Source organism: Comamonas aquatica NBRC 14918 (assembly GCF_000739875.1).
In the GTDB taxonomy this organism is placed as follows: Bacteria; Pseudomonadota; Gammaproteobacteria; order Burkholderiales; family Burkholderiaceae_C; genus Comamonas; species Comamonas aquatica.
Window position 1 is genome coordinate 199,883 of the sequence record NZ_BBJR01000001.1, and the last position, 19,488, is coordinate 219,370.

Sequence of the window (19,488 nt, forward strand, 5' to 3'; positions counted from 1 at the left end):
GCTTTGTCGCCTGGCGAACCACCAGGCGACATACGTTCTCAGGGCGGGGTGAAACTCCCCACCGGCGGTATGCAGCCCCGTGCTGCGAGCCCGCGAGCGCTTGGCGAAGCCTGCTTCGCCAAGGTCAGCAGATCTGGTGCGATGCCAGAGCCGACGGTCACAGTCCGGATGAAAGAGCAACGTGAAGACCTGTCCTCCAGCCTGCCGCTGGGTGCGGGCGTGCTTGCGCGCGCCAGCACCGGCCTGGGCTGCGTCTGCCTTCGCGCGCCCTGATTCATTTGTTGCACGTCTTGAAAGACACACATGAATCAGACTTTGACACCTTCCCAATCCTCCCAGGCCGCCTTGGCCACGGCCCGCATCGCCATCGTCAGTGCCAACTGGCACAGCGACATCGTGCACCAGGCCCGCAACGCCGCCGCCGCACGGCTGCAGGCGCTGGGCGCCGCGCCCGCCCGCATCCACCAGGTGGAAGTGCCGGGCGCGTTCGAAATCCCGCTGATGGCGCAAAAGCTGGCCCAGTCCGGCCAGTTCAACGCCGTCATCGGCTGCGCCATCATCGTCAACGGCGGCATCTACCACCACGACTTCGTCTCTGCCGCCGTGGTCGAGGCGCTGATGCGCGTGCAGCTGGACACGGGCGTGCCCGTGTTCTCGGTGGCGCTGACGCCCCACAACTTCCAGCCCTCGGACGAGCTGCAAGGTTTCTTCCACGCGCACTTTGTGAAAAAGGGCGAGGAAGCGGCCAATGCCTGCGCCGAGACCCTGGCCGCCCACGCGGCCGTGGATGCGCTGCTGGGCGAAGCGGTCACGGCTTAAAGTCTTTTCAGCATTTTCTGGCTCTGGCGCTCATGGGGATTGCGCTGACAGCTATCAAAACTATGGATGGCACCCGCCCTGCGTGGCACGGCGTGCCGTGCAGGGCAAGGGCCAGAAACTCGCCCTGGCGGGCTGGGCACGGGAGGGTCTGCGAGCAAGCCCGTGCGCCGCACGCTGGCGTGGGGCGGTGTTCACCGTGCCTGGCGGGGTGAACACAGGCCCACGCAGCGCATCGGCCCAAGGCGGCCGGGCACCACCAGCGGCCCTGCAGCATCGCCAGGTTCCCACCGCAACGGCAAGTGGCAGGCTGGCCCCGCGGCGCGCACAGCGCTGGCGCGTGCAGGCAATCGGGGGAACGGCTGTGCACCGCATGGCGCGCTGAAAAGTGTTTTGCAGATGTGCTCCGCACACCGCCCTCGCACCGGATCTGGAATTGCAGCCCAAAAGACAGCCAACGCACGCCCAATAAGCGTTGACTGCTATGAAAAATCAAAGCCTGTTGCCACCCAGCCTGCAACAGGCTTTTCTGTGCGTCTGCCGCGCGTGGGCGGCAGACCACCACGGACCGCGCCCACCCAAGGCGGCTTCAGCGGTTCTGCCTGCCACGGCACATTTTTCGCAGTGGACGGCCGATGCGGTAGAGCACGTAGAGCACCCCCAGACTGATCACCACCCAGGGCAGGAACTGGGACACGGAGACAAACTTCCAGAGGGGCCCCTCGCCCACATAGTCAGGGCTGCTGCGCAGGGACAGGTGCAGCACCAGCGAGGCGGCGGCGCCGCCGCCGATGGCCGCGAGCATCGCCTTTTCGGCCCACGGCCGGAGCGCGTAGTGCAGTGCGACCACGGCAAACAGCAGGTAGCAAGCCAGAGACAGCCAGGCCAGGGCGTCAAAGGCGACGGAGTGCACAGGTGCCAGGGCATGCGCCCAGGCTTGGAAGGAAGTGAGCATGGCATCCACCGGGGCTAAAGGTATGGCGGCATCGCGGCATGGGGGTGGGGTGTCAGCCATCCCTGCTCGCCGCGGGAACGAGCCGGGAATCGTCGGTGCCCCGCAGCCGCTTGAACATCCAAGAGAAATAAGGCACTCACGCAGGCCCAGCCTGCGCCAGCTGCTATCCCCATCAATCAAACAGACCCTTGGGCTTTTTGTCTTTCTTGTGCTCCACCGGGTTGGCCAGCAGCCAGTTCGCCGGGTACGCCCGCATGAACTCGCGCGCCTTGTCCTGGCGTGTGGTCAGCCAGGCGTCGTAGGTGCCCTCGCCCAGGATGGCCGGCATGCGGCGTTCCGCCCCCTGCGGGCCATAGCGGCGCATCAGCGCATGGCTGTTGGCGTTGAGGGTCAGCACGGCATAGCTCAGCAGCTCGGCCCCGGTGTCCGGGTCGGTCCATTGGCTCCACACGCCCGCCACGCCCATGGGCTGGCCGTCCACGCGGGCGATGCGCGTGGGAATGGCCTTGCCGGTGCGCACATCGTCCACATAGAAGGCCTGCATGGGGATGATGCAGCGCTGGCCGGCCAGCCAGGCATCGCGGAAGGCCTGGGTGGTGCTCACGGTTTCATTCAGCGCCACCAGCAGCTTGGGCGCGCGCAGCTTGGCGTCCTTCTCGGACTTGACCCAGCTGGGCACCAGGCCCCACTGGGCAGACACCCATTCGCGCGCGACCTGGGGGGCGGCTTTTTTGGCCGGCTCTGCCACGGAGGTGCCCTCGGGGGCTGCAGCGGCGGGATCGGCCGGCTCCACGGATTCTGCCACCGGCAGCAGCTGGCCACGGATGAAGCCGGACATGCGCCGGGCGCGCATCTGGCGCTCGGCGGGCAGTTCGGCGGGGGAAACTTTGAAAAAGTCGGTCCACAGCGCAAGCGTGGCGAGGTTTTCGTATTGGGTCGTCATAGCCGGCTATCGTACGCTGCGCCCGTGCCGCGCGGACCCGGCCGGGCGAGTCCCCTTGCGCCACCCCTGGACGGCCACCCACCACGCCGGCAGGCCCTGGGCTCACCGACAATCGCGCTGTGCGCCCGTGGCGCCAGCGACCTGACAGGCCCGACAGCGCGGCTGTCACCCCGGTGTCGTGCCCGTGTCGCCCTGCTGGCGTGGCGCTGTGCCTGGCGGGCCGGCATGCTCACAGGACGTGATGAAAAGGAATCCCCATGCAGGTACAGAAACTTAGGCTGCAACGCGGCTGGTCCCAACAACAGCTGGCCGAACTCAGCGGCCTGAGCGTGCGCACCATCCAGCGCATCGAGAACGGCAGCGCGGCCAGCACGGAATCCTTGAAGTCACTGGCGTCGGTCTTCGAGATCGACTTTTCCACCCTGTCCAGTGAGCCCGCCATGCCCGACACCCCGACCTCGTCCCCCAGCCACACACCCAGTGCCAGCCAGCAGGAACAGCTGGCCTTGCTGGAGGTGCGCAAGCTCAAGGGCTTTTACCTCCATCTGGCGCAGTACGTGGTGGTGATCGCGGCGCTGTGCGCCATCAACCTGCTGACGACGCCGCACCGGCTGTGGTTCTACTGGCCCGCCCTGGGCTGGGGCATCGGCATCCTGGCGCATGCCGCTGCCATTTTTGGCTGGCTGCCGTTTCTGGGGGTGGGCTGGGAAAAGCGGCAGGTGGAAAAGCGCCTGGGTCGCCCGCTCTGAATGCGCCCCCAGGCGATGGCCCGCATACCCAAGGGCTAGGCCCAGGACAGTGCCAGGCCGATAAGCTGGCAGCCTGACCACCCCCGTCGCCGCACGCGGCGCCTTCCGGAGTTTCTGGCATGCACATCAGCGCCATCCCCTTTGGCACGACCGACTGGTCGCGCATCCCGCCGACCGAACACCCGGGCGAGCACGGCACCGCCTACTGGCGCACCCAGCAGTTTGGCGACCTGCGCGTGCGCATGGTCGAGTACACGCCCGGCTATGTGGCCGACCACTGGTGCGTCAAGGGCCACATCCTGCTGTGCCTGGAGGGCGAGCTGCACACCGAGCTGGAGGATGGCCGCCGCTTCACGCTGACGCCTGGCACCAGCTACCAGGTGGCCGACCATGCGGAACCGCACCGCTCGTCCACCACCACCGGGGCCAAGCTGTTCATCGTGGATTGAGGCAACCGGGGCGCCAGGCCCGGGCGGCCGGCGCGGGCACGACGATCGAGCCCAGCGCCTGCGGGACCGTGCCGGGGCCTGGCCCTGCGCGGATTTACTTGCGTTCCCAGACGGCGGCGAAGAAACCGTCGGTCTGGTGGCTGTGCGGCCACAGGCGCACATAGCGGGTGCCGCTCTCGCCGCCGGCACACAGGCTGGCGGCGTGTTCCACCTTCAGCTGCTCCAGGGTCTGGCCCGCATCCAGCGGCACGAAGTCGGGGTGCGCCTGCTGGAAGGCTTCGGCAATCCGTTCGTTCTCTTCGGGCAGCACCGAGCAGGTGGCATAGACCAGACGGCCGCCCGACTTCACCATGCGCGCGGCGCTGCTCAGGATGGACTGCTGCTTTTCGGTCAGCTCGTGCACGGCCTGCTCGTCCTGGCGCCACTTCAGATCGGGGTTGCGGCGCAGCGTGCCCAGGCCCGAGCAGGGCGCATCCACCAGCACGCGGTCGATCTTGCCGGCCAGGCGCTTGACGCGCTCGTCGCGCTCGTGCGCCAGGGCGGCGGGGTGCACGTTGGACAGGCCGCTGCGCGCTAGGCGCGGCTTGAGCGCCTCCAGGCGGTGGGCGGACACGTCGAAGGCGTACAGGCGCCCGGTGTTGCGCATCTGCGCGCCGATCGCCAGGGTCTTGCCACCGGCACCGGCGCAGAAGTCCACCACCATCTCGCCACGCTTGGCGTCCAGCAGCAGGGCCAGCAGTTGCGAGCCTTCGTCCTGCACTTCCAGACGGCCTTCCTTGAAGGCGTCCAGCTTGGTCAGCGCGGGCTTGTCTTCGACGCGCAGGCCCCAGGGCGAGTACGGCGTGGCGACGGCCTGGATGCCGGCGGCCGCCAGCTCCTTTTGCACGGCTTCGCGCTTGGCATGCAGGGCGTTGACGCGCAGGTCCAGCGGCGCGGGCTCCAGCATGCTGGCGGCCAGGGCCTCGAACTGGTCGCCCACCTGGGCCTGCAGGGCATCGGCCATCCACTGCGGCAGGTTGTGGCGGTGCTGGGGCAGCAGCTCTTCGGGCCGGACGGCGTCGCACTGGTCCAGCCACTTGGCTTCCTGCTCGCTCAGCGCGGCCTTGAGGAAATTGCGCGGGGCGTGGAAGCCCAAAATGGCGAGGCGGCGCTCCTTGGGGCCGCTGCCCGAACGGGCCAGCGATTCAAACAAGGTCTTCTTGCGCAGCACGGTGTACGCGGTTTCGGCCAGGGTGGCGCGCTCGCGCGGCCCCAGGTTGCGGTGGTCGCGGAAATAGCGGGACACCACGGCGTCGGCAGGGTGTTGGAATTGGAGGGTCAGCTTGACCAGTTCGGCGCAAGCGTCGAGGAGGGCTTTGGGATGCATAGCCCGTATTGTCCCATTGCCACCAAATCCCGGTGCTGCGCTGGCTGCTGCGGCGTGGCACCATCCGGGCTGGCGTGGCTGGGCGCCCAGGGGCTTAAGGCCTTTTAGGCCTGCAGCCCAATACCCACCTGCGCTGACAGCTCCACTTTTGATACTGCTCCATGGCTTCCGAACACCTGCCCCCGCTGATCACCACCCCGCCCGGCCTGTACCGCCACTACAAGGGCATGCTGTACGAGGTGATCGACACCGTGCGCCACAGCGAGACGCTGGAGCCGCTGACGCTGTACCGCGCCCTGTACGGCGAGCGCGGCCTGTGGGTGCGCCCGGCGGCCATGTTCCAGGAGACCGTGGTGATCGACGGCGTGGCCCAGCCGCGCTTCACCCGGCTGCCGCCCGCCGGGGCTGGCACTGACACGGACCTGACGCACAGCCCCACCACCCCCATGCCGGCGGCATGATGGGCGTTTTGCTTGCGCGCCTGCCATGTACCTGCCTGCCCATTTCGCGGCCAGCACCGCCGATGCTTACGACCTGATTCGCCAACACCCCCTGGGTGCGCTGGTACACCAGCATGCCGGGGGTCTGGACGCCAACCATCTGCCGTGGGAACTGGAAACCCCGGAGGCTGCGCCTGCACGCCTGATCGGCCATGTGGCGCGCGCCAACCCGCTGCTGGAGCAACTGCACGATGGTGTTGACGTGCTTGTCATTTTTCAGGCGGAGCAGGCGTACATCTCGCCGAACTGGTATCCCAGCAAGCACGCGACGCACCAGCAGGTGCCCACCTGGAATTACCGCGTGGTGCATGTGCATGGCCGCCTGCAGTTGCACGACGACCGGAAATGGGTGCTGGGCGCCGTGGGCAAGCTGACCCGCACGCACGAGGCGCGCACACAAGGCGTTGTGCCCCACGCGGCAGGCGCCTGGAAAATCAAGGATGCCCCGCCCGACTACCTGGAAAGGCAGCTCGCGCACATCGTCGGCATTGAAATCGCCATCACATGCCTGCAAGCCAAGTTCAAGCTCAGCCAGAACCGCAGTGCCGAAGACCGGCATGCGGCAGCCACATCGGTCGCCGCCGCAGGCCACCCTGCGCTGGGAGCGGCCATGCAGGGCGATTGATCAGCGTTGTTGCAGCAAGGCGGCCACGGCGCGGGGGTAGATGATGTGCTCCTGCGTGAGCACGCGCGCGGCCAGGGTCTCGGCCGTGTCGTCGGGCAGCACGGGCACCACGGCCTGGTCCAGGATGGGGCCCACGTCCAGCTCGGCCGTCACGCCATGCACGGTGCAGCCCGCAAACTTGCAGCCGGCATCGATGGCCCGCTGGTGGGTGTGCAAGCCGGTGAAGGCCGGCAGCAGCGAGGGATGGATGTTGACCATGCGGCCGGCGAAATGCTGCACGAAGCCGGGCGTCAGGATGCGCATGAAGCCGGCCAACACCACCACGGCGGGCTGGTAGGGGTCGATGCGCTGAGCCAGTGCGGTGTCGAAGTCCTCGCGGCTGGCAAACTCCCGGTGATCCAGCACCTCGGTGGCAATCCCCTGTTCCCGGGCAAAGACCAGGCCCTTCGCGTCGGCCTTGTTGCTGACCACGGCGGCCACGCGGGCGCCATAACGGCGTTCCCAATCCTGCTGCTTGGCCGCCTTCACAATGGCAGCCATATTGGACCCGCCGCCCGAGATCAAAATCACGATGTTTTTCATTGCGCCGCAATTATCCCAGCCATGACCTTCGACCATCAGAACCTGCCCCTGTCCCCGACTGAAGCGCGTGTGCTTGCCACCTTGATGGAAAAGGCCCGCACCGTTCCGGACAGCTATCCGCTGACCCTCAACAGCCTGGCCAGCGGCTGCAACCAGAAAACCAGCCGCGAGCCGGTGATGCAGCTCAGCGACGCCGAAATCCTGGCCACGCTGGACGCGCTGCGCGACCGCCACCTGGTGATTGAGGTCAGCGGCCAGCGCGCCATGCGCTGGGAGCACAACTTCGAGCGTGTGCTGGGTGTGCCCAGCCAGGCCAGCGCCCTGCTGGGCCTGCTGATGCTGCGCGGCCCGCAGACCGCGGCCGAGCTGCGCACCAATGCCGAGCGCTGGCACCGCTTTGCCGACACCGGCTCGGTCGAGGCCTTCCTGGAAGAGCTGCAGGACCGCAGCGCGGACAAGGGCGGGGCCCTGGTACAGCTGCTGCCCAAGGCCCCGGGCGCGCGCGAGGCGCGCTGGGCCCACCTGCTGTGCGGCGCACCCGTGCTGCCCCTGCCCTCCGCCAGTGCAAGTGGCAGTGGCAGCAGCGCCACAGCGCTTACCGGCGCCGAGGCGCAGCGCCTGGAAGCGCTGGAAGCCCGCGTCGCCGCCCTGGAAGCCCAGGTGCAACGCCTGTGCGCAGCATTGGGCGATTCCGTTTAGCGGAACACAGACACCGACGCGACAACTTTGCGCGTTCCCCCTGTTGCCGGGGCCCGGTGGTCGCAGGCAAGCTCTTTGGTGAACGGCGGGCCCTGGTCCCGCCTGGCTTACCAAGGAGACCGCCACATGGATTTGGCATACACGCCCGAAGAACAGGCCTTCCGCGAAGAAGTCCGCGCCTGGATCAATCAGCACCTCGACCCCACCCTGGCCGCCAAGGTGCGCAACGGCCTGCGCCTGGAGCGTGACGACATCCAGGGCTGGGCCAAGATCCTGGGCAAGAAGGGCTGGCTGGCCTATGGCTGGCCCCAGGAATTTGGCGGCCCCGGCTGGGGTGCGGTGCAAAAGCACCTGTTCGCCGAGGAGCTGGCTCGCGCCGGCGCGCCGGCCATCCTGCCCTTCGGCCCGGTGATGGTGGCGCCCGTGATCATGGCCTATGGCACGCCCGAGCAGCAAAAGCGCTTTCTGCCCGGCATCGCCAGCGGCGAGGTCTGGTGGAGCCAGGGCTATTCCGAGCCGGGCTCCGGCTCCGACCTGGCCAGCCTGAAGACGCGCGCCGAGCGCCACGGCGACCACTACCTGGTCAACGGCCAGAAAACCTGGACCACGCTGGGCCAGCACGGCGACTGGATCTTCAACCTGGTGCGCACCAGCAACGAGGGCAAGCCCCAGACCGGCATCAGCTTCCTGCTGATCGACATGAAGAGCCCCGGCGTGACCGTGCGCCCGATCAAGCTGCTGGACGGGGAGTGCGAGGTCAACGAAGTCTTCTTCGACAACGTGAAGGTGCCCGCCGACCAGCTGATCGGCGAAGAGAACAAGGGCTGGACCTATGCCAAGCACCTGCTGGCGCACGAGCGCACCAACATCGCCGACGTGAACCGCTCCAAGCGCGAGCTGGAGCGCCTCAAGCGCATCGCCAAGCAGGAAGGCGTGTGGGAGGACCACCGCTTTCGCGACCAGATCGCCCTGCTGGAGGTGGACATCGTGGCGCTGGAAATGCTGGTGCTGCGCGTGCTGTCGGCCGAAAAGAGCGGCAAGAACCCGCTGGACATTGCGGGCCTGCTGAAAATCAAGGGCAGCGAAATCCAGCAGCGCTACGCAGAGCTGATGATGCTGGCCGCCGGACCCTACAGCCTGCCCTTCATCGAAGAGGCCATGCACGCCGGCTGGCAGGGCGACTTCCCCGGCGGCACCGTGGGCAATGCGCCCCTGGCCGGCACCTATTTCAATATGCGCAAGACCACCATCTACGGCGGCTCCAACGAAGTGCAGCGCAACATCGTGGCGCAGACCTTGTTGGGCTGATGCCGCACGGCGCCACCGCTTCACGCCCCCTTCGGCAGGGGGCTCCCGATTGAGCTTCGCTGGGCGCTGCGGCGCCAACCCGCCGCCCAGCCACAGGAGACAGGTATGGATTTCGATTTTTCTGACGACCAGCAGCAACTGCGCGATGCCGCCCGCCGCTGGGTGGACAAGGCCTACACCTTCGAGCACCGGCGCGCCGCCGTGGCCGCCGGCGGCTTTCGCCGCGAGGCCTGGGACGCCCTGGCCGAGCTGGGCCTGACCGCCCTCAACGTGCCCGAGGCCCACGGTGGCCTGGGCCTGGGCGCCGTGGACGCCATGGTGGTGATGGAGGAAATGGGCCGCGGCATGGTGCTGGAGCCCCTGGCCCAGAGCTTCATCACCGCCAAGGTCCTGGCCCAGCACGCCCCCGCTGCGGTGCAGGCCGACTGGCTGCCGCGCGTGGCCGCGGGCGAGGCCCTGGTGGTCCTGGCCCACCAGGAACGCCGCGCCCGCTACCGCCTAGATCAATGTGAATCCAAAGCGGCGCTAACGCCCGATGGATATGCGCTGACAGCTCACAAAAGCATAGTCCCCGCCGGCGACCAGGCCGACGCCTTCCTGGTGCCTGCGGTGCTGGACGGCCAGATCGCCCTGTTCCTGCTGGAGCGCGCGGCCCCCGGTGTCCGCACGCGGGGCTACCTCACCCAAGACGGCAGCCGGGCCGCCGAGCTGGAGGCCAAGCGCAGCCCGGCCACCCTGGTCACCACCGAAGGCCTGGCCGCGCTGGAGCTGGCCGTGGACACGGGCAGCGCCGCGGTCTGTGCCGAGGCCGTGGGCGTGATGGACCAGGTGCTGGCCATCACCGCCGACTACCTGAACCAGCGCAAGCAGTTCGGTGTGGCGATTGCCAGTTTCCAGGCGCTGCGCCACCGCCTGGCCGACATGAAGATGCAGCTGGAGCTGGCCCGCTCCATGAGCTATTACGCCAGCCTGCAGCTGGACCAGCCCGCCGAGCAGCGCCGCCGCGCCATCGCCCGCGCCCGCGTGCAGCTGGGCCAGTCCATGCGCTACGTCGGCCAGCAGGCGGTGCAGCTGCACGGCGGCATCGGTGTGACGGACGAGTACATCGTCAGCCACCAGTTCAAGAAACTGACCCAGCTGGAGATGACCTACGGCGACAGCCTGCACCACCTGGGCGAGGTGGCGGCGCGCATGCAGGCCACCGCCGGCGTGGTCGACCACTGAGTGCACGGCATCCCCGAGTCAAAAAGCCCCGCAGTGCGGGGCTTTTTTGTGGTCTGTGCGTGTGGCGCGTGGCCCCGGCGCTGGCTCAGGTCAAGCGGTAGTCCACTGGCTGGGTGGGGGCCGGAATGTCGGTGTCGCCCAACAGCTGCAGCAGGTTCATCTCCATGCCGCGGCACAGGGCGTCCAGTGGCAGGTCGTTGTTGTCGGTGCCGAAGGGCTCTTCCAGCTCGTCCCCCAGGGCGTCCAGGCCGAAAAAGGTGTAGGCCACGATGGTGACCACAAACGGGGTCATGAACCCCGTGATGTCCACCAGCCCAAAGGGCAGCAGGAAACAGTACAGGTGCGCCGTGCGGTGCACCAGCAAGGAGTAGGAAAACGGCATGGGCGTGTGCCGCAGGCGCTCGCACGAGGCGGCGGCAAAGGTCATCTGGGTCAGGGTCTCGTCCAGCTTGGTGGCCATGCAGGGGTCGATCTGCCCGGCACGGATGCACTGCGCCAGGTCGTGGGCATTGGCCTGGACGATGGCATCGCCGCGGTGCGCCAGCGGCAGCCCGCGCACCTTCTCCCAGTCGGCGGTGGTCAGCCAGCGCTCCACCGAGCGGTCGTCCACATGGTCGCGCAGCTGCTCGCGCAGGGCGTGGGCATGGGCAATCGCCCGGTGCACCATGCGCACACGCACATCGCCATCGCGGTTGCGTGGGTCCAGCACCTGGGGGCTGTCGATCAGACTCAGGCACTGGCGCGCCAGGGTCCGGGCGCGGATGTTCAGATCGCCCCAGAGCTTGCGGCCTTCCCAGTAGCGGTCGTAAGCGGTGTTGTTGCGAAAGCCCAGAAAGATGGCCAGCGGCAGACCAATCAGGGTGAAGGGGATGGGCGTGACCGTGATCTTGATGTCGAACAGGTAGCCATGCGCCAGGGTGACCAGCACCGCCAGCAGTATGTTCAGACACAGTTTCCAGCGGATGCGCTGCAGCACCGACCCCCGCAAAGTGAGGAACAGGGACAGCCCGGTGGGGCGCTCGCGAACGATCATGGCAAACCAGATTAAGGGTAAACCCTAGATTTCACCATAAGCCATGGCCGATTTTCAGGCCTGGGTGCAGTTTTCAAACTCAGACACATGGTCATCGCCCTGCGCCAGCCGCGAGGACTTGGGCACGTGCATGCGCAGGAATTCCATCTGGTCGGCCAGGATGCGCCGGTTGCGCAGGATGAAGTCCTCCCAGATGCTGGGCACGTAGGGGGCATACAGCAGCGGCATGCGTGCCTGCTCGGGCGTGCGCGGGCCCTTGCGGTGGTTGCAGGATTTACACGCCGTGACCAGATTCATCCAGTGGTCCCGGCCCTGCTGGCACACCGGCACGATGTGTTCGCGCGTCAGGTGCGCGGCGTCGTACAGCTTGCCGCAGTAGGCGCAGACATTGCGGTCGCGGGCGAACAGCTTGGTGTTGGTAAGTCCCGGCGTGAGTGCGTGCGGATTGATGCGCGGCACCCCACGGGTGCCGATGATGCTGTGCACTTCAATCACCGACTGCAGGCCCGTCACGGCGTTGTGGCCGCCACGGAACAGCGCCACCGGGTGCCCCAGGGTCCAGCGCACATCGTCGGCGGCGTAGTACAGCACCGCCTCTTCCAGCGTGAGCCATGACTGTGGCAAACCATGGGCGGACAGCATCAAGACTCTCACGTTCAGCCTCCTTGCAGACCACTGCGAACGCCCGCCGTCGCCCACAGTCGGGCCAACTTCGCCGTCCTTCTGAAGCGCAATATACTTGCTTTCGGTGACAAACAGCCACCAACCACGCGGGGCTGCAGGCCGTGTCAGCTATAAAAAACAAAGCGACAGATGAAAATTTTCCGAGGATTCAAGCACCCTGGACTGGCGCCAGAATGTGCCGTCACGATTGGCAATTTTGACGGTGTGCACCGCGGCCACCAGGCCATGCTGGCCCTGCTGTCGGCCGAGGCGGCGCAGCGTTGCATCCCCACCTGCGTGCTGACGTTCGAACCTCACCCGCGCGACTTCTTCGCGGAGAAATTCAAGAAGCCCGAGCTGGCCCCGGCGCGCGTGGGCACGCTGCGCGACAAGCTCTCGCAGCTCAAGCTGTGCGGCGTCGACCAGGTGGTCGTGCTGCCCTTCAACGCAGCCCTGGCCAGCCAGTCGCCCGAGGCCTTCATCCAGGACGTACTGGTGCAAGGCCTGGGGGCGCAGTACATCCTGGTGGGCGACGACTTCCGCTTCGGCGCCCAGCGCGCCGGCGACTACGCCATGCTGGATGCGGCCGGGCAGCGGCAGGGCTTTGACGTGGCGCGCATGAACAGCTACGAGGTGCATGGCGAACGCGTGTCCAGCACCACGGTGCGCGCCGCCCTGGCGGCCGGCGACATGGCCGCCGCCGCGCAGATGCTGGGCCACCCCTACACCATCTCCGGCCATGTGGTGCACGGCCGCAAGCTGGGGCGGCAGCTGGCCGAGTCGGCGCCCGGCGCCAGCGACGGCTTTCGCACGCTGAACCTGCGCTTCAACCACTGGAAACCGGCCGCCAGCGGCATCTTTGCCGTGCTGGTGCATGGCCTGGATGCGCAGCCGCTGCGCGGCGTGGCCAACCTGGGCATCCGCCCCTCGCTGGACCCCAACGACGTCAACGGCGGCCGCGTGCTGCTGGAGACGCACTGCCTGGATTGGCCTGCCGCCCTGGGTGGCGAAGGGGCCTACGGTAAAATCATCCGCGTGGAACTTTTGCACAAACTGCACGACGAGCTCAAATACGACAGTCTGGCCGCCCTGACCGCAGGCATCGCCCATGACTGCGACGACGCGCGCGCGTTCTTCGCCACGTATACCGAAACCCGTCGCCAGACCACGCGCGACCGAATTTGACGCTCGCTCCCGTCAGCTCGGGCGCCGGCATCGCGCCCGGCGCTCTTCCCCTGCTTTTTTCGCCCGGCTGCAGCCAGCCTGGCACGCCCTCAAGGTTCCCCCATGTCTGATTCCAAAGCCCACAAGCCCGAAGCGTCCGCCTACCGCGCCACGCTGAACATGCCCGACACCCCCTTCCCGATGCGCGGCGACCTGCCCAAGCGCGAGCCCGCCTGGGCCAAGGAATGGGACGAGCAAGGCGTGTACAAGAAGCTGCGCGTGGCCCGCGCGGGCGCGCCCAAGTTCATCCTGCACGATGGCCCGCCCTACGCCAACGGCAAGATCCACATCGGCCACGCCGTGAACAAGGTGCTCAAGGACATGATCGTCAAGAGCCGCCAGCTGGAAGGCTATGACGCGCTGTACGCGCCCGGCTGGGACTGCCACGGCCTGCCCATCGAGAACGCCATCGAAAAGCTGCACGGCCGCAACCTGCCACGCGACGAGATGCAGGCCAAGAGCCGCGCCTTCGCCACCGAGCAGATCGCGCAGCAGATGGAGGACTTCAAGCGCCTGGGCGTGCTGGGCGACTGGGACCACCCCTACAAGACCATGAACTACGCCAACGAGGCCGCCGAGCTGCGCGCCTTGAAGCAGGTGATGGAGCGGGGCTTTGTCTACCGCGGCCTCAAGCCCGTGTACTGGTGCTTTGACTGCGCCTCCTCGCTGGCCGAGTTCGAGATCGAATACGCCGACAAGCAGTCGCAGACGCTGGACGTGATGTTCCCCGCGGCCGATCCGGCCAAGCTGGCGGCGGCCTTTGGCCTGCCTGCGCTGAACAAAGAAGCCTTTGTGGTGATCTGGACCACCACCGCCTGGACCATCCCCGCCAACCAGGCGCTGAACGTCAACCCCGAGCTGGAATACAGCCTGGTGGACACCGAGCGCGGCCTGCTGATCGTCGCCTCCGCCCTGGTCACCAAGTGCCTGGAGCGCTGGAAGATCGCCGGCAGCGTGGTCGCCACCGCCCAGGGCCAAGCGCTGGACCACATGCCCTTCAAGCACCCGCTGGCGCACGTGGACAAGGGCTTTGACCGCATCTCGCCCGTGTACCTGGCCGACTACGCCACCGCCGACGACGGCACCGGCATCGTGCACTCGGCCCCGGCCTATGGCGTGGACGACTTCAACAGCTGCGTGTCCAACGGCATGGACTACAAGGACATCCTGAACCCCGTGACCGGCAACGGCGTGTACGCGGCCGATCTGCCGCTGTTCGGCGGCCAGCACATCTGGAAGGCCGTGCCCGTCATCCTCGACGCACTCAAGGTCGCGGGCCGCCTGATGGACACCACCGGCCTGACCCACAGCTACCCGCACTGCTGGCGCCACAAGACGCCTGTCATCTACCGTGCGGCCGCACAGTGGTTCATCCGCATGGACGAAGGCGAAGGCGTCTTCACCGACCCCGCACAAAAGCCCGAGAAGACGCTGCGCCAGATCGCGCTGGAAGCCATCGAACAGACCAGTTTCTACCCCGAGAACGGCCAGGACCGCCTGCGCGCCATGATCGCCGGCCGTCCCGACTGGTGCATCTCGCGCCAGCGTTCCTGGGGCGTGCCCATCCCCTTCTTCCTGCATGTGGACACGGGCGCGCTGCACCCCCGCACCATGGAAATCATCGACCAGGCCGCAGCCATGATCGAGCAAGGCGGCATCGAGGCCTGGAGCCGCGTGACCGCTGAGGAAATCTTGGGTGCGGAAGAGGCCCAGCACTACACCAAGAGCACCGACATCCTGGAAGTCTGGTTCGACTCCGGCTCCACCTTCTGGCACGTGCTGCGCGGCACCCACCCCGAGCACCACCACGACCATGGCCCCGAGGCCGACCTGTACCTGGAAGGCCACGACCAGCACCGCGGCTGGTTCCACAGCTCGCTGCTGCTGGCCTCGGCCATCTTTGGCCGCGCGCCCTACCGCGGCCTGCTGACCCACGGTTTCACCGTGGACGGCCAGGGCAAGAAGATGTCCAAGTCGCTGGGCAACACCGTGGCGCCACAGGACGTGTCCAGCAAGATGGGCGCGGAAATCATCCGACTGTGGGTGGCCTCGACCGACTACTCGGGCGACCTGGGCATCGACGACAAGATCCTGGCCCGCGTGGTGGACGCCTACCGCCGCATCCGCAACACGCTGCGCTTCCTGCTGGCCAACACCAGCGACTTCGATGCCGCGACCGACAGCGTGGCCTACCAGGACCTGCTGGAGATCGACCAGTACGCGCTGGCGCGTGCGGCCGAGCTGCAACAGGACATCCTGGCGCACTACAAGGTCTACGAGTTCCACCCCGTGGTCGCCAAGATCCAGCTGTTTTGCTCCGAAGACCTGGGCGGCTTCTACCTGGACGTGCTCAAGGACCGCCTGTACACCAGCGCGCCCAAGAGCCTGGCCCGCCGCTCGGCCCAGACCGCGCTGCACCAGATCACGCACGCGCTGCTGCGCTGGATGGCGCCCTTCCTGTCGTTCACGGCCGAAGAAGCCTGGAAGATCTTTGGCTCCAGCGAATCCATCTTCCTGGAGAAGTTCACCGACCTGCCGGCCGGCGACGAAGCGCTGCTGGCCAAGTGGCAGCGCCTGCGCGAGATCCGCGACGTGGTGAACAAGGACATCGAGGACGTGCGCGCCACCGGCGCCGTCGGCGCCTCGCTGCAGGCCGAAGTCACGCTGACGGCCGAGCCCGAGGACCTGGCCCTGCTGCAATCGCTGGGCGACGACCTGAAGTTCGTCTTCATCACCTCCGCCGCACAGGCGGTCGCCGGTGAGGCACTGAGCACCAGCGTCAAGGCCAGCGAACACGCCAAGTGCGAGCGCTGCTGGCACTACCGCGACGACGTGGGCGTGAACCCCGAGCACCCCACCCTCTGCGGCCGCTGCGACAGCAACCTGCACGGCGCAGGTGAAGCGCGCAGCAAGGCCTGAGGCGCGCAGGCGCTCTCATGAATAATGAGAGCGCCTCGCGCTGGTGTTCACTTGATTTCACAATATTTTCATTGCGAAACCAAGAAAAAACATACGCTAGCAGCTATTGATTTTCAAGCACCTCGTTCAAAGGCATGCCATGAGCTCCTCGGCCTCCCTCCCCCACGGCGCCACCCGCAAGCCGGCGTACTGGCCCTGGCTGCTGTGGGCCACCCTGTTGATCGGCATCGACCAGTTCACCAAGCAGTGGATCCTGAGCTTCTACGCCTACGGTGACTGGACGCCCATCACCGGCTTCTTCAACATCGTGCGCGCGCACAACACCGGCGCGGCCTTCTCCTTCCTGGCCGAGCATGGCGGCTGGCAGCGCTGGCTGTTCGTGGGCATCGGCGTGATCGCCACGCTGCTCATCGTCTGGCAGCTGCGCAAGCACCCGGAGCAGAAGTTCTTCTGCTTCGCCATCGCCAGCATCCTGGGCGGCGCCATCGGCAACGTGGTCGACCGCCTGATGCACGGCTATGTGGTCGACTTCCTGGACTTCCACTGGGGCGGCTGGCACTACCCGGCATTCAACGTGGCCGACATCGCCATCTGCACCGGCGCCGCCTGCCTGGTGCTGGACGAAGTCCTGCGCAGCCGCCGCGCCCGGCGCTCCGCTTGAGCGCACTCCCGCCCCGGACCCAGCCCGCTGCTGCAGCGGGCTTTTTTTATGAGTTCGCACACTGGCCCGAGGCATTCGCCGGACTACCTCCAGCAGGCCACGGCCTGCTTTTTGCATGCCTAGTGCTAAACCCTGTATACAAATCGCACCCTGCCGTGCGTTATTGAGTCTGTCTGGCACGCGGCTGCATGACTGCGGCGTATAGTCCCAAGCTCCCTTGTCGAGCACCCATGAAGCATTTACTGAATCTTTTAGCCGCCATTGCCCTGCTGGTCTGGGGCACCCAACTGGTTCGCACCGGCGTTCTGCGCGTCTTCGGTGCCAATCTGCGCCAATTCATTGCCCGCGGGGTCAGCAACCGGCTGCGCGCCGTGCTGTCGGGGGTGGGGGTGACGACGATTGTCCAGTCCAGCACGGCCACGGCGCTGATCGTGTCCTCCTTCGTGGGCCAGGGCATGGTGTCGCTGACGGCCGCACTGGCGGTGATGCTGGGCGCCGACGTGGGCACCAGCGTGATGGCGGTGGTGTTCTCGCTGGACCTGTCGTGGCTGTCGCCGCTGTTCATCTTTGTCGGCGTGGTGATGTTCATCTCGCGCCAGGACACCACCGTGGGGCGTGTGGGCCGGGTGTTCATCGGCCTGGGGCTGATGCTGCTGGCGCTGCGCCTGATCACCGAATCGACCACCGTGCTCACGCAAAGCCCGGTGATGGTGACGCTGCTGGAGGCCCTGACCAGCGACATCACCATGGAGGTGCTGACCGGCGCCCTGATCGCCATCATTTCCTACTCCAGCCTGGCCACCGTGCTGCTGGTGGCCACCCTGGCCGCCTCGGGCGGCATCCCCGTGGATGTGGCCCTGGGCCTGGTCATCGGCGCCAACCTGGGCAGCGGTCTGCTGGCGGTGCTGACCACGCTGAAGACCAGCGTGCAGACGCGCCAGGTGCCGCTGGGCAACCTGATGTTCAAGATGATCGGCGTGGTGCTGATGATCCCCCTGGTCAACCCCTGGTTCCACCACATGCGCCATGTCGTGCCCGATGTGGGTTCGCTGGTGGTGCTGTTCCACCTGGCCTTCAACACCGTGGTGGCGCTGGTGTGCATCTTGCTGACCGGCAAGGTGGCCTGGCTGGTGCAGAAGATCCTGCCCGTGCAGGTGCCTTCGCCCTCGACCTCGCGCCCGCACCACCTGGATGCCTCGGCGCTGAGCACGCCCTCGCTGGCCATCTCTTGCGCCGCGCGCGAAGCCCTGCACCAGGCCGACGTGGTGGAGTCCATGCTGATCGGCCTGCAGCAGGTCTGGCAGACCGATGACCAGAAGCTGGCCCAGGACCTGCGCAAGCTGGACGACGAGGTCGACCAGTTGTACTCGGCCATCAAGTACTACATGACCAAGATCTCCCGCGCCGAGCTGGACGAAACCGAAGGCCGCCGCTGGACCGACATCATCAGCTTCACCATCAACATGGAGCAGGTGGGCGACCTGATCGAGCGCGTGCTGCAAGACGTGGAGGACAAGAAGATCAAGAAGGGGCGCCAGTTCTCGCAGGCCGGCCTGGAAGAGATCAACCGCATGCACGGCCACCTGCTGGCCAACCTGCGCCTAGCGATGAGCGTCTTCCTGAACGGCAATGTGCGCGACGCGCAGAAGCTGCTCGAGGAAAAGGCGCGCTTCCGCGATCTGGAGCTGGCCTACTCGGCCAACCACCTGGACCGCCTGTCGGAAAACACGGTGCAGAGCATCGAGACCAGCTCGCTGCACATTGACCTGATCAGCGACCTCAAGCGCATCAACTCGCTGCTGTGCTCGGTGGCCTACCCGATCCTGGAATCGACCGGCGCCCTGGCCCCCAGCCGCCTGCGCGAGCCGGTCGGCACCCCGCACTGAGCCGGCCCCCTGCCGCCATGAAAAAAGCCGCTGTCTCAGCGGCTTTTTTGTGGGCCATGCACGCTGCGGCTCACAGCTGCAGGTACTGCGCCAGGACCAGGCTGGCCTCGGGCGTGAACTGCCCCTGCACCAGCCACTCCATCAGGGTGGCACGGTCGATGCACTGGAACTGCTGCACCTCGCCATCCTGGTTGACGGGCTGCAGACCGGCCGGCACCGTGGCGCTGAACCAGTCGATGCGCTCGCGCATGTAAGCCACGCCGCCGGGCACCTCGTCACTGGGGCAGGCCAGCTGCACCTGACCGCCGTGCTGCACGTGCAGCAGCTGCGCCACGTCCAGGCCGGCTTCCTCCAGGGTTTCGCGGGCCAGGGCCTGCTCCAGGGTGTCGGTGGCCGCCACCATGCCACCCATCAGCGTGTCCCACTTGCCGGGGTGATTCGGCTTGTGGTCGCTGCGCTGCTGCACCCACATGTGTCCATCGGGCGCCAGGCCCACCAGGTGCACGGCGTGTGTGGCCACGCCCAGCACGCGCACGGCCCCGCGCTCCACCGTGGCCACGCGCTGACCCTGGGGCGTGCAGACGGCGATCTGCTCATCGCGCCAGGGGCCGCTGAGTCCGGTCTCGCGCAGGCGGTGCGCCAGCGCGTTCAGGCCGAAGCTGGCGTCGGGGGCGGTCACGCTCCAGACCTCCCCCAGGCCGGGGGTCTTCTTCTGGGAGATCACGATGCGCTGGCCCAGCAGGCAATCCACCCCGACCGTATCCAGAAAACCCTGGGCCACCGTGCCGATGACCTGTCCGTTCCACAGCAGTGGCATGCGCGGTTGTGCTGGCGGGCGCTGGGCCTCGTCGCGGAGCTTTTCCAACCAATTCATCATCTCTCCTCG

Annotated in this window: 19 protein-coding genes and 1 riboswitch; of the genes, 12 read left to right on the forward strand and 7 right to left on the reverse strand. The window is 67.0% G+C overall.

Features of this window, described 5'->3' with window-relative positions; translation table 11 throughout:
• Window positions 1-30: 30 nt before the first annotated feature.
• A riboswitch (FMN riboswitch) is annotated at window positions 31-185 on the forward strand.
• Between the two features lie 118 nt (window positions 186-303).
• Window positions 304-819 (forward strand): 6,7-dimethyl-8-ribityllumazine synthase, encoded by a 516-nt coding sequence (locus CA2_RS00935; RefSeq protein WP_042411557.1) that lies wholly within the window; start codon window positions 304-306, stop codon window positions 817-819.
• 586 nt (window positions 820-1,405) lie between these two features.
• On the opposite strand, the gene CA2_RS00940 is transcribed toward CA2_RS00935, so the two are convergent.
• Both CA2_RS00940 and CA2_RS00945 read right to left on the reverse strand, forming a co-directional pair.
• Complete coding sequence (locus CA2_RS00940; protein WP_156105922.1) at window positions 1,406-1,771, reverse strand: hypothetical protein; 366 nt, start codon at window positions 1,769-1,771, stop codon at window positions 1,406-1,408.
• Between the two features lie 172 nt (window positions 1,772-1,943).
• Window positions 1,944-2,714, reverse strand: a complete 771-nt coding sequence (locus CA2_RS00945; protein ID WP_042411561.1) for an SOS response-associated peptidase — start codon at window positions 2,712-2,714, stop codon at window positions 1,944-1,946.
• A gap of 257 nt (window positions 2,715-2,971) precedes the next feature.
• Here CA2_RS00945 and CA2_RS00950 point away from each other — a divergent pair, with 257 nt between their 5' ends.
• Both CA2_RS00950 and CA2_RS00955 read left to right on the forward strand, forming a co-directional pair.
• On the forward strand, window positions 2,972-3,463 hold the full coding sequence (locus tag CA2_RS00950) for a helix-turn-helix domain-containing protein (RefSeq protein ID WP_042411563.1): 492 nt from the start codon (window positions 2,972-2,974) through the stop codon (window positions 3,461-3,463).
• 119 nt (window positions 3,464-3,582) lie between these two features.
• Window positions 3,583-3,912 (forward strand): DHCW motif cupin fold protein, encoded by a 330-nt coding sequence (locus tag CA2_RS00955; RefSeq protein WP_042411565.1) that lies wholly within the window; start codon window positions 3,583-3,585, stop codon window positions 3,910-3,912.
• Window positions 3,913-4,006: 94 nt separating this feature from the next.
• Here CA2_RS00955 and CA2_RS00960 read toward each other — a convergent pair whose 3' ends face one another.
• Window positions 4,007-5,278: an RsmB/NOP family class I SAM-dependent RNA methyltransferase gene (locus CA2_RS00960; RefSeq protein WP_042411568.1), complete on the reverse strand. Its 1,272-nt coding sequence runs from the start codon at window positions 5,276-5,278 to the stop codon at window positions 4,007-4,009.
• Window positions 5,279-5,439: 161 nt separating this feature from the next.
• Here CA2_RS00960 and CA2_RS00965 point away from each other — a divergent pair, with 161 nt between their 5' ends.
• Together CA2_RS00965 and CA2_RS00970 are read left to right on the forward strand one after the other, a co-directional pair.
• Window positions 5,440-5,739, forward strand: a complete 300-nt coding sequence (locus tag CA2_RS00965; RefSeq protein ID WP_042411571.1) for a DUF1653 domain-containing protein — start codon at window positions 5,440-5,442, stop codon at window positions 5,737-5,739.
• Between the two features lie 25 nt (window positions 5,740-5,764).
• Entirely contained in the window at window positions 5,765-6,403 is a 639-nt protein-coding gene (locus CA2_RS00970) for an FMN-binding negative transcriptional regulator (RefSeq protein WP_042411573.1), read from the forward strand.
• On the opposite strand, the gene purN is transcribed toward CA2_RS00970, so the two are convergent.
• Window positions 6,404-6,985, reverse strand: coding sequence for a phosphoribosylglycinamide formyltransferase (purN, locus tag CA2_RS00975; protein ID WP_042411576.1), 582 nt, complete (start codon window positions 6,983-6,985; stop codon window positions 6,404-6,406).
• Window positions 6,986-7,006: 21 nt separating this feature from the next.
• Here purN and CA2_RS00980 point away from each other — a divergent pair, with 21 nt between their 5' ends.
• The 3 genes from CA2_RS00980 (at window position 7,007) to CA2_RS00990 (ending at window position 10,216) form a co-directional block, all read left to right on the forward strand.
• Window positions 7,007-7,684 carry a YceH family protein gene (locus CA2_RS00980; protein WP_042411577.1) on the forward strand — a complete coding sequence of 226 codons (678 nt, stop codon included), beginning with the start codon at window positions 7,007-7,009 and terminating at the stop codon, window positions 7,682-7,684.
• Between the two features lie 126 nt (window positions 7,685-7,810).
• Window positions 7,811-8,992, forward strand: a complete 1,182-nt coding sequence (locus CA2_RS00985; RefSeq protein WP_042411580.1) for an acyl-CoA dehydrogenase family protein — start codon at window positions 7,811-7,813, stop codon at window positions 8,990-8,992.
• A 105-nt stretch (window positions 8,993-9,097) separates the two neighbouring features.
• A complete protein-coding gene (locus tag CA2_RS00990) occupies window positions 9,098-10,216 on the forward strand; it encodes an acyl-CoA dehydrogenase family protein (RefSeq protein WP_042411582.1) in 1,119 nt (372 codons plus the stop codon).
• A gap of 85 nt (window positions 10,217-10,301) precedes the next feature.
• On the opposite strand, the gene CA2_RS00995 is transcribed toward CA2_RS00990, so the two are convergent.
• Together CA2_RS00995 and CA2_RS01000 are read right to left on the reverse strand one after the other, a co-directional pair.
• Complete coding sequence (locus tag CA2_RS00995) at window positions 10,302-11,249, reverse strand: bestrophin family protein (RefSeq protein WP_042411585.1); 948 nt, start codon at window positions 11,247-11,249, stop codon at window positions 10,302-10,304.
• A gap of 54 nt (window positions 11,250-11,303) precedes the next feature.
• Window positions 11,304-11,903, reverse strand: a complete 600-nt coding sequence (locus CA2_RS01000) for an HNH endonuclease (RefSeq protein ID WP_042411587.1) — start codon at window positions 11,901-11,903, stop codon at window positions 11,304-11,306.
• 159 nt (window positions 11,904-12,062) lie between these two features.
• Here CA2_RS01000 and CA2_RS01005 point away from each other — a divergent pair, with 159 nt between their 5' ends.
• The 4 genes from CA2_RS01005 to CA2_RS01020 all read left to right on the forward strand — a co-directional run bounded on the left by CA2_RS01005 (window position 12,063) and on the right by CA2_RS01020 (window position 18,602).
• Window positions 12,063-13,097, forward strand: a complete 1,035-nt coding sequence (locus CA2_RS01005) for a bifunctional riboflavin kinase/FAD synthetase (protein WP_042411589.1) — start codon at window positions 12,063-12,065, stop codon at window positions 13,095-13,097.
• Window positions 13,098-13,199: 102 nt separating this feature from the next.
• On the forward strand, window positions 13,200-16,055 hold the full coding sequence (gene ileS / locus CA2_RS01010; RefSeq protein ID WP_042411593.1) for an isoleucine--tRNA ligase: 2,856 nt from the start codon (window positions 13,200-13,202) through the stop codon (window positions 16,053-16,055).
• 139 nt (window positions 16,056-16,194) lie between these two features.
• Entirely contained in the window at window positions 16,195-16,716 is a 522-nt protein-coding gene (gene lspA / locus CA2_RS01015) for a signal peptidase II (RefSeq protein WP_042411595.1), read from the forward strand.
• Window positions 16,717-16,946: 230 nt separating this feature from the next.
• The gene (locus CA2_RS01020) at window positions 16,947-18,602 is read left to right on the forward strand and encodes a Na/Pi cotransporter family protein (protein ID WP_042411598.1); all 1,656 of its coding nucleotides are present in this window, start codon (window positions 16,947-16,949) and stop codon (window positions 18,600-18,602) included.
• Between the two features lie 70 nt (window positions 18,603-18,672).
• Here CA2_RS01020 and CA2_RS01025 read toward each other — a convergent pair whose 3' ends face one another.
• Window positions 18,673-19,476 (reverse strand): NUDIX hydrolase, encoded by an 804-nt coding sequence (locus CA2_RS01025; protein WP_231907170.1) that lies wholly within the window; start codon window positions 19,474-19,476, stop codon window positions 18,673-18,675.
• Window positions 19,477-19,488 lie beyond the last annotated feature (12 nt).

Coding starts and splice junctions, on each gene's coding strand:
- CA2_RS00935 (WP_042411557.1), top strand. CDS start 304: ATGAATCAGACTTTGACACCTTCCCAATCCTCCCAGGCCGCCTTGGCC.
- CA2_RS00940 (WP_156105922.1), bottom strand. CDS start 1,771: ATGCTCACTTCCTTCCAAGCCTGGGCGCATGCCCTGGCACCTGTGCAC.
- CA2_RS00945 (WP_042411561.1), bottom strand. CDS start 2,714: ATGACGACCCAATACGAAAACCTCGCCACGCTTGCGCTGTGGACCGAC.
- CA2_RS00950 (WP_042411563.1), top strand. CDS start 2,972: ATGCAGGTACAGAAACTTAGGCTGCAACGCGGCTGGTCCCAACAACAG.
- CA2_RS00955 (WP_042411565.1), top strand. CDS start 3,583: ATGCACATCAGCGCCATCCCCTTTGGCACGACCGACTGGTCGCGCATC.
- CA2_RS00960 (WP_042411568.1), bottom strand. CDS start 5,278: ATGCATCCCAAAGCCCTCCTCGACGCTTGCGCCGAACTGGTCAAGCTG.
- CA2_RS00965 (WP_042411571.1), top strand. CDS start 5,440: ATGGCTTCCGAACACCTGCCCCCGCTGATCACCACCCCGCCCGGCCTG.
- CA2_RS00970 (WP_042411573.1), top strand. CDS start 5,765: ATGTACCTGCCTGCCCATTTCGCGGCCAGCACCGCCGATGCTTACGAC.
- purN (WP_042411576.1), bottom strand. CDS start 6,985: ATGAAAAACATCGTGATTTTGATCTCGGGCGGCGGGTCCAATATGGCT.
- CA2_RS00980 (WP_042411577.1), top strand. CDS start 7,007: ATGACCTTCGACCATCAGAACCTGCCCCTGTCCCCGACTGAAGCGCGT.
- CA2_RS00985 (WP_042411580.1), top strand. CDS start 7,811: ATGGATTTGGCATACACGCCCGAAGAACAGGCCTTCCGCGAAGAAGTC.
- CA2_RS00990 (WP_042411582.1), top strand. CDS start 9,098: ATGGATTTCGATTTTTCTGACGACCAGCAGCAACTGCGCGATGCCGCC.
- CA2_RS00995 (WP_042411585.1), bottom strand. CDS start 11,249: ATGATCGTTCGCGAGCGCCCCACCGGGCTGTCCCTGTTCCTCACTTTG.
- CA2_RS01005 (WP_042411589.1), top strand. CDS start 12,063: ATGAAAATTTTCCGAGGATTCAAGCACCCTGGACTGGCGCCAGAATGT.
- ileS (WP_042411593.1), top strand. CDS start 13,200: ATGTCTGATTCCAAAGCCCACAAGCCCGAAGCGTCCGCCTACCGCGCC.
- lspA (WP_042411595.1), top strand. CDS start 16,195: ATGAGCTCCTCGGCCTCCCTCCCCCACGGCGCCACCCGCAAGCCGGCG.
- CA2_RS01020 (WP_042411598.1), top strand. CDS start 16,947: ATGAAGCATTTACTGAATCTTTTAGCCGCCATTGCCCTGCTGGTCTGG.
- CA2_RS01025 (WP_231907170.1), bottom strand. CDS start 19,476: ATGAATTGGTTGGAAAAGCTCCGCGACGAGGCCCAGCGCCCGCCAGCA.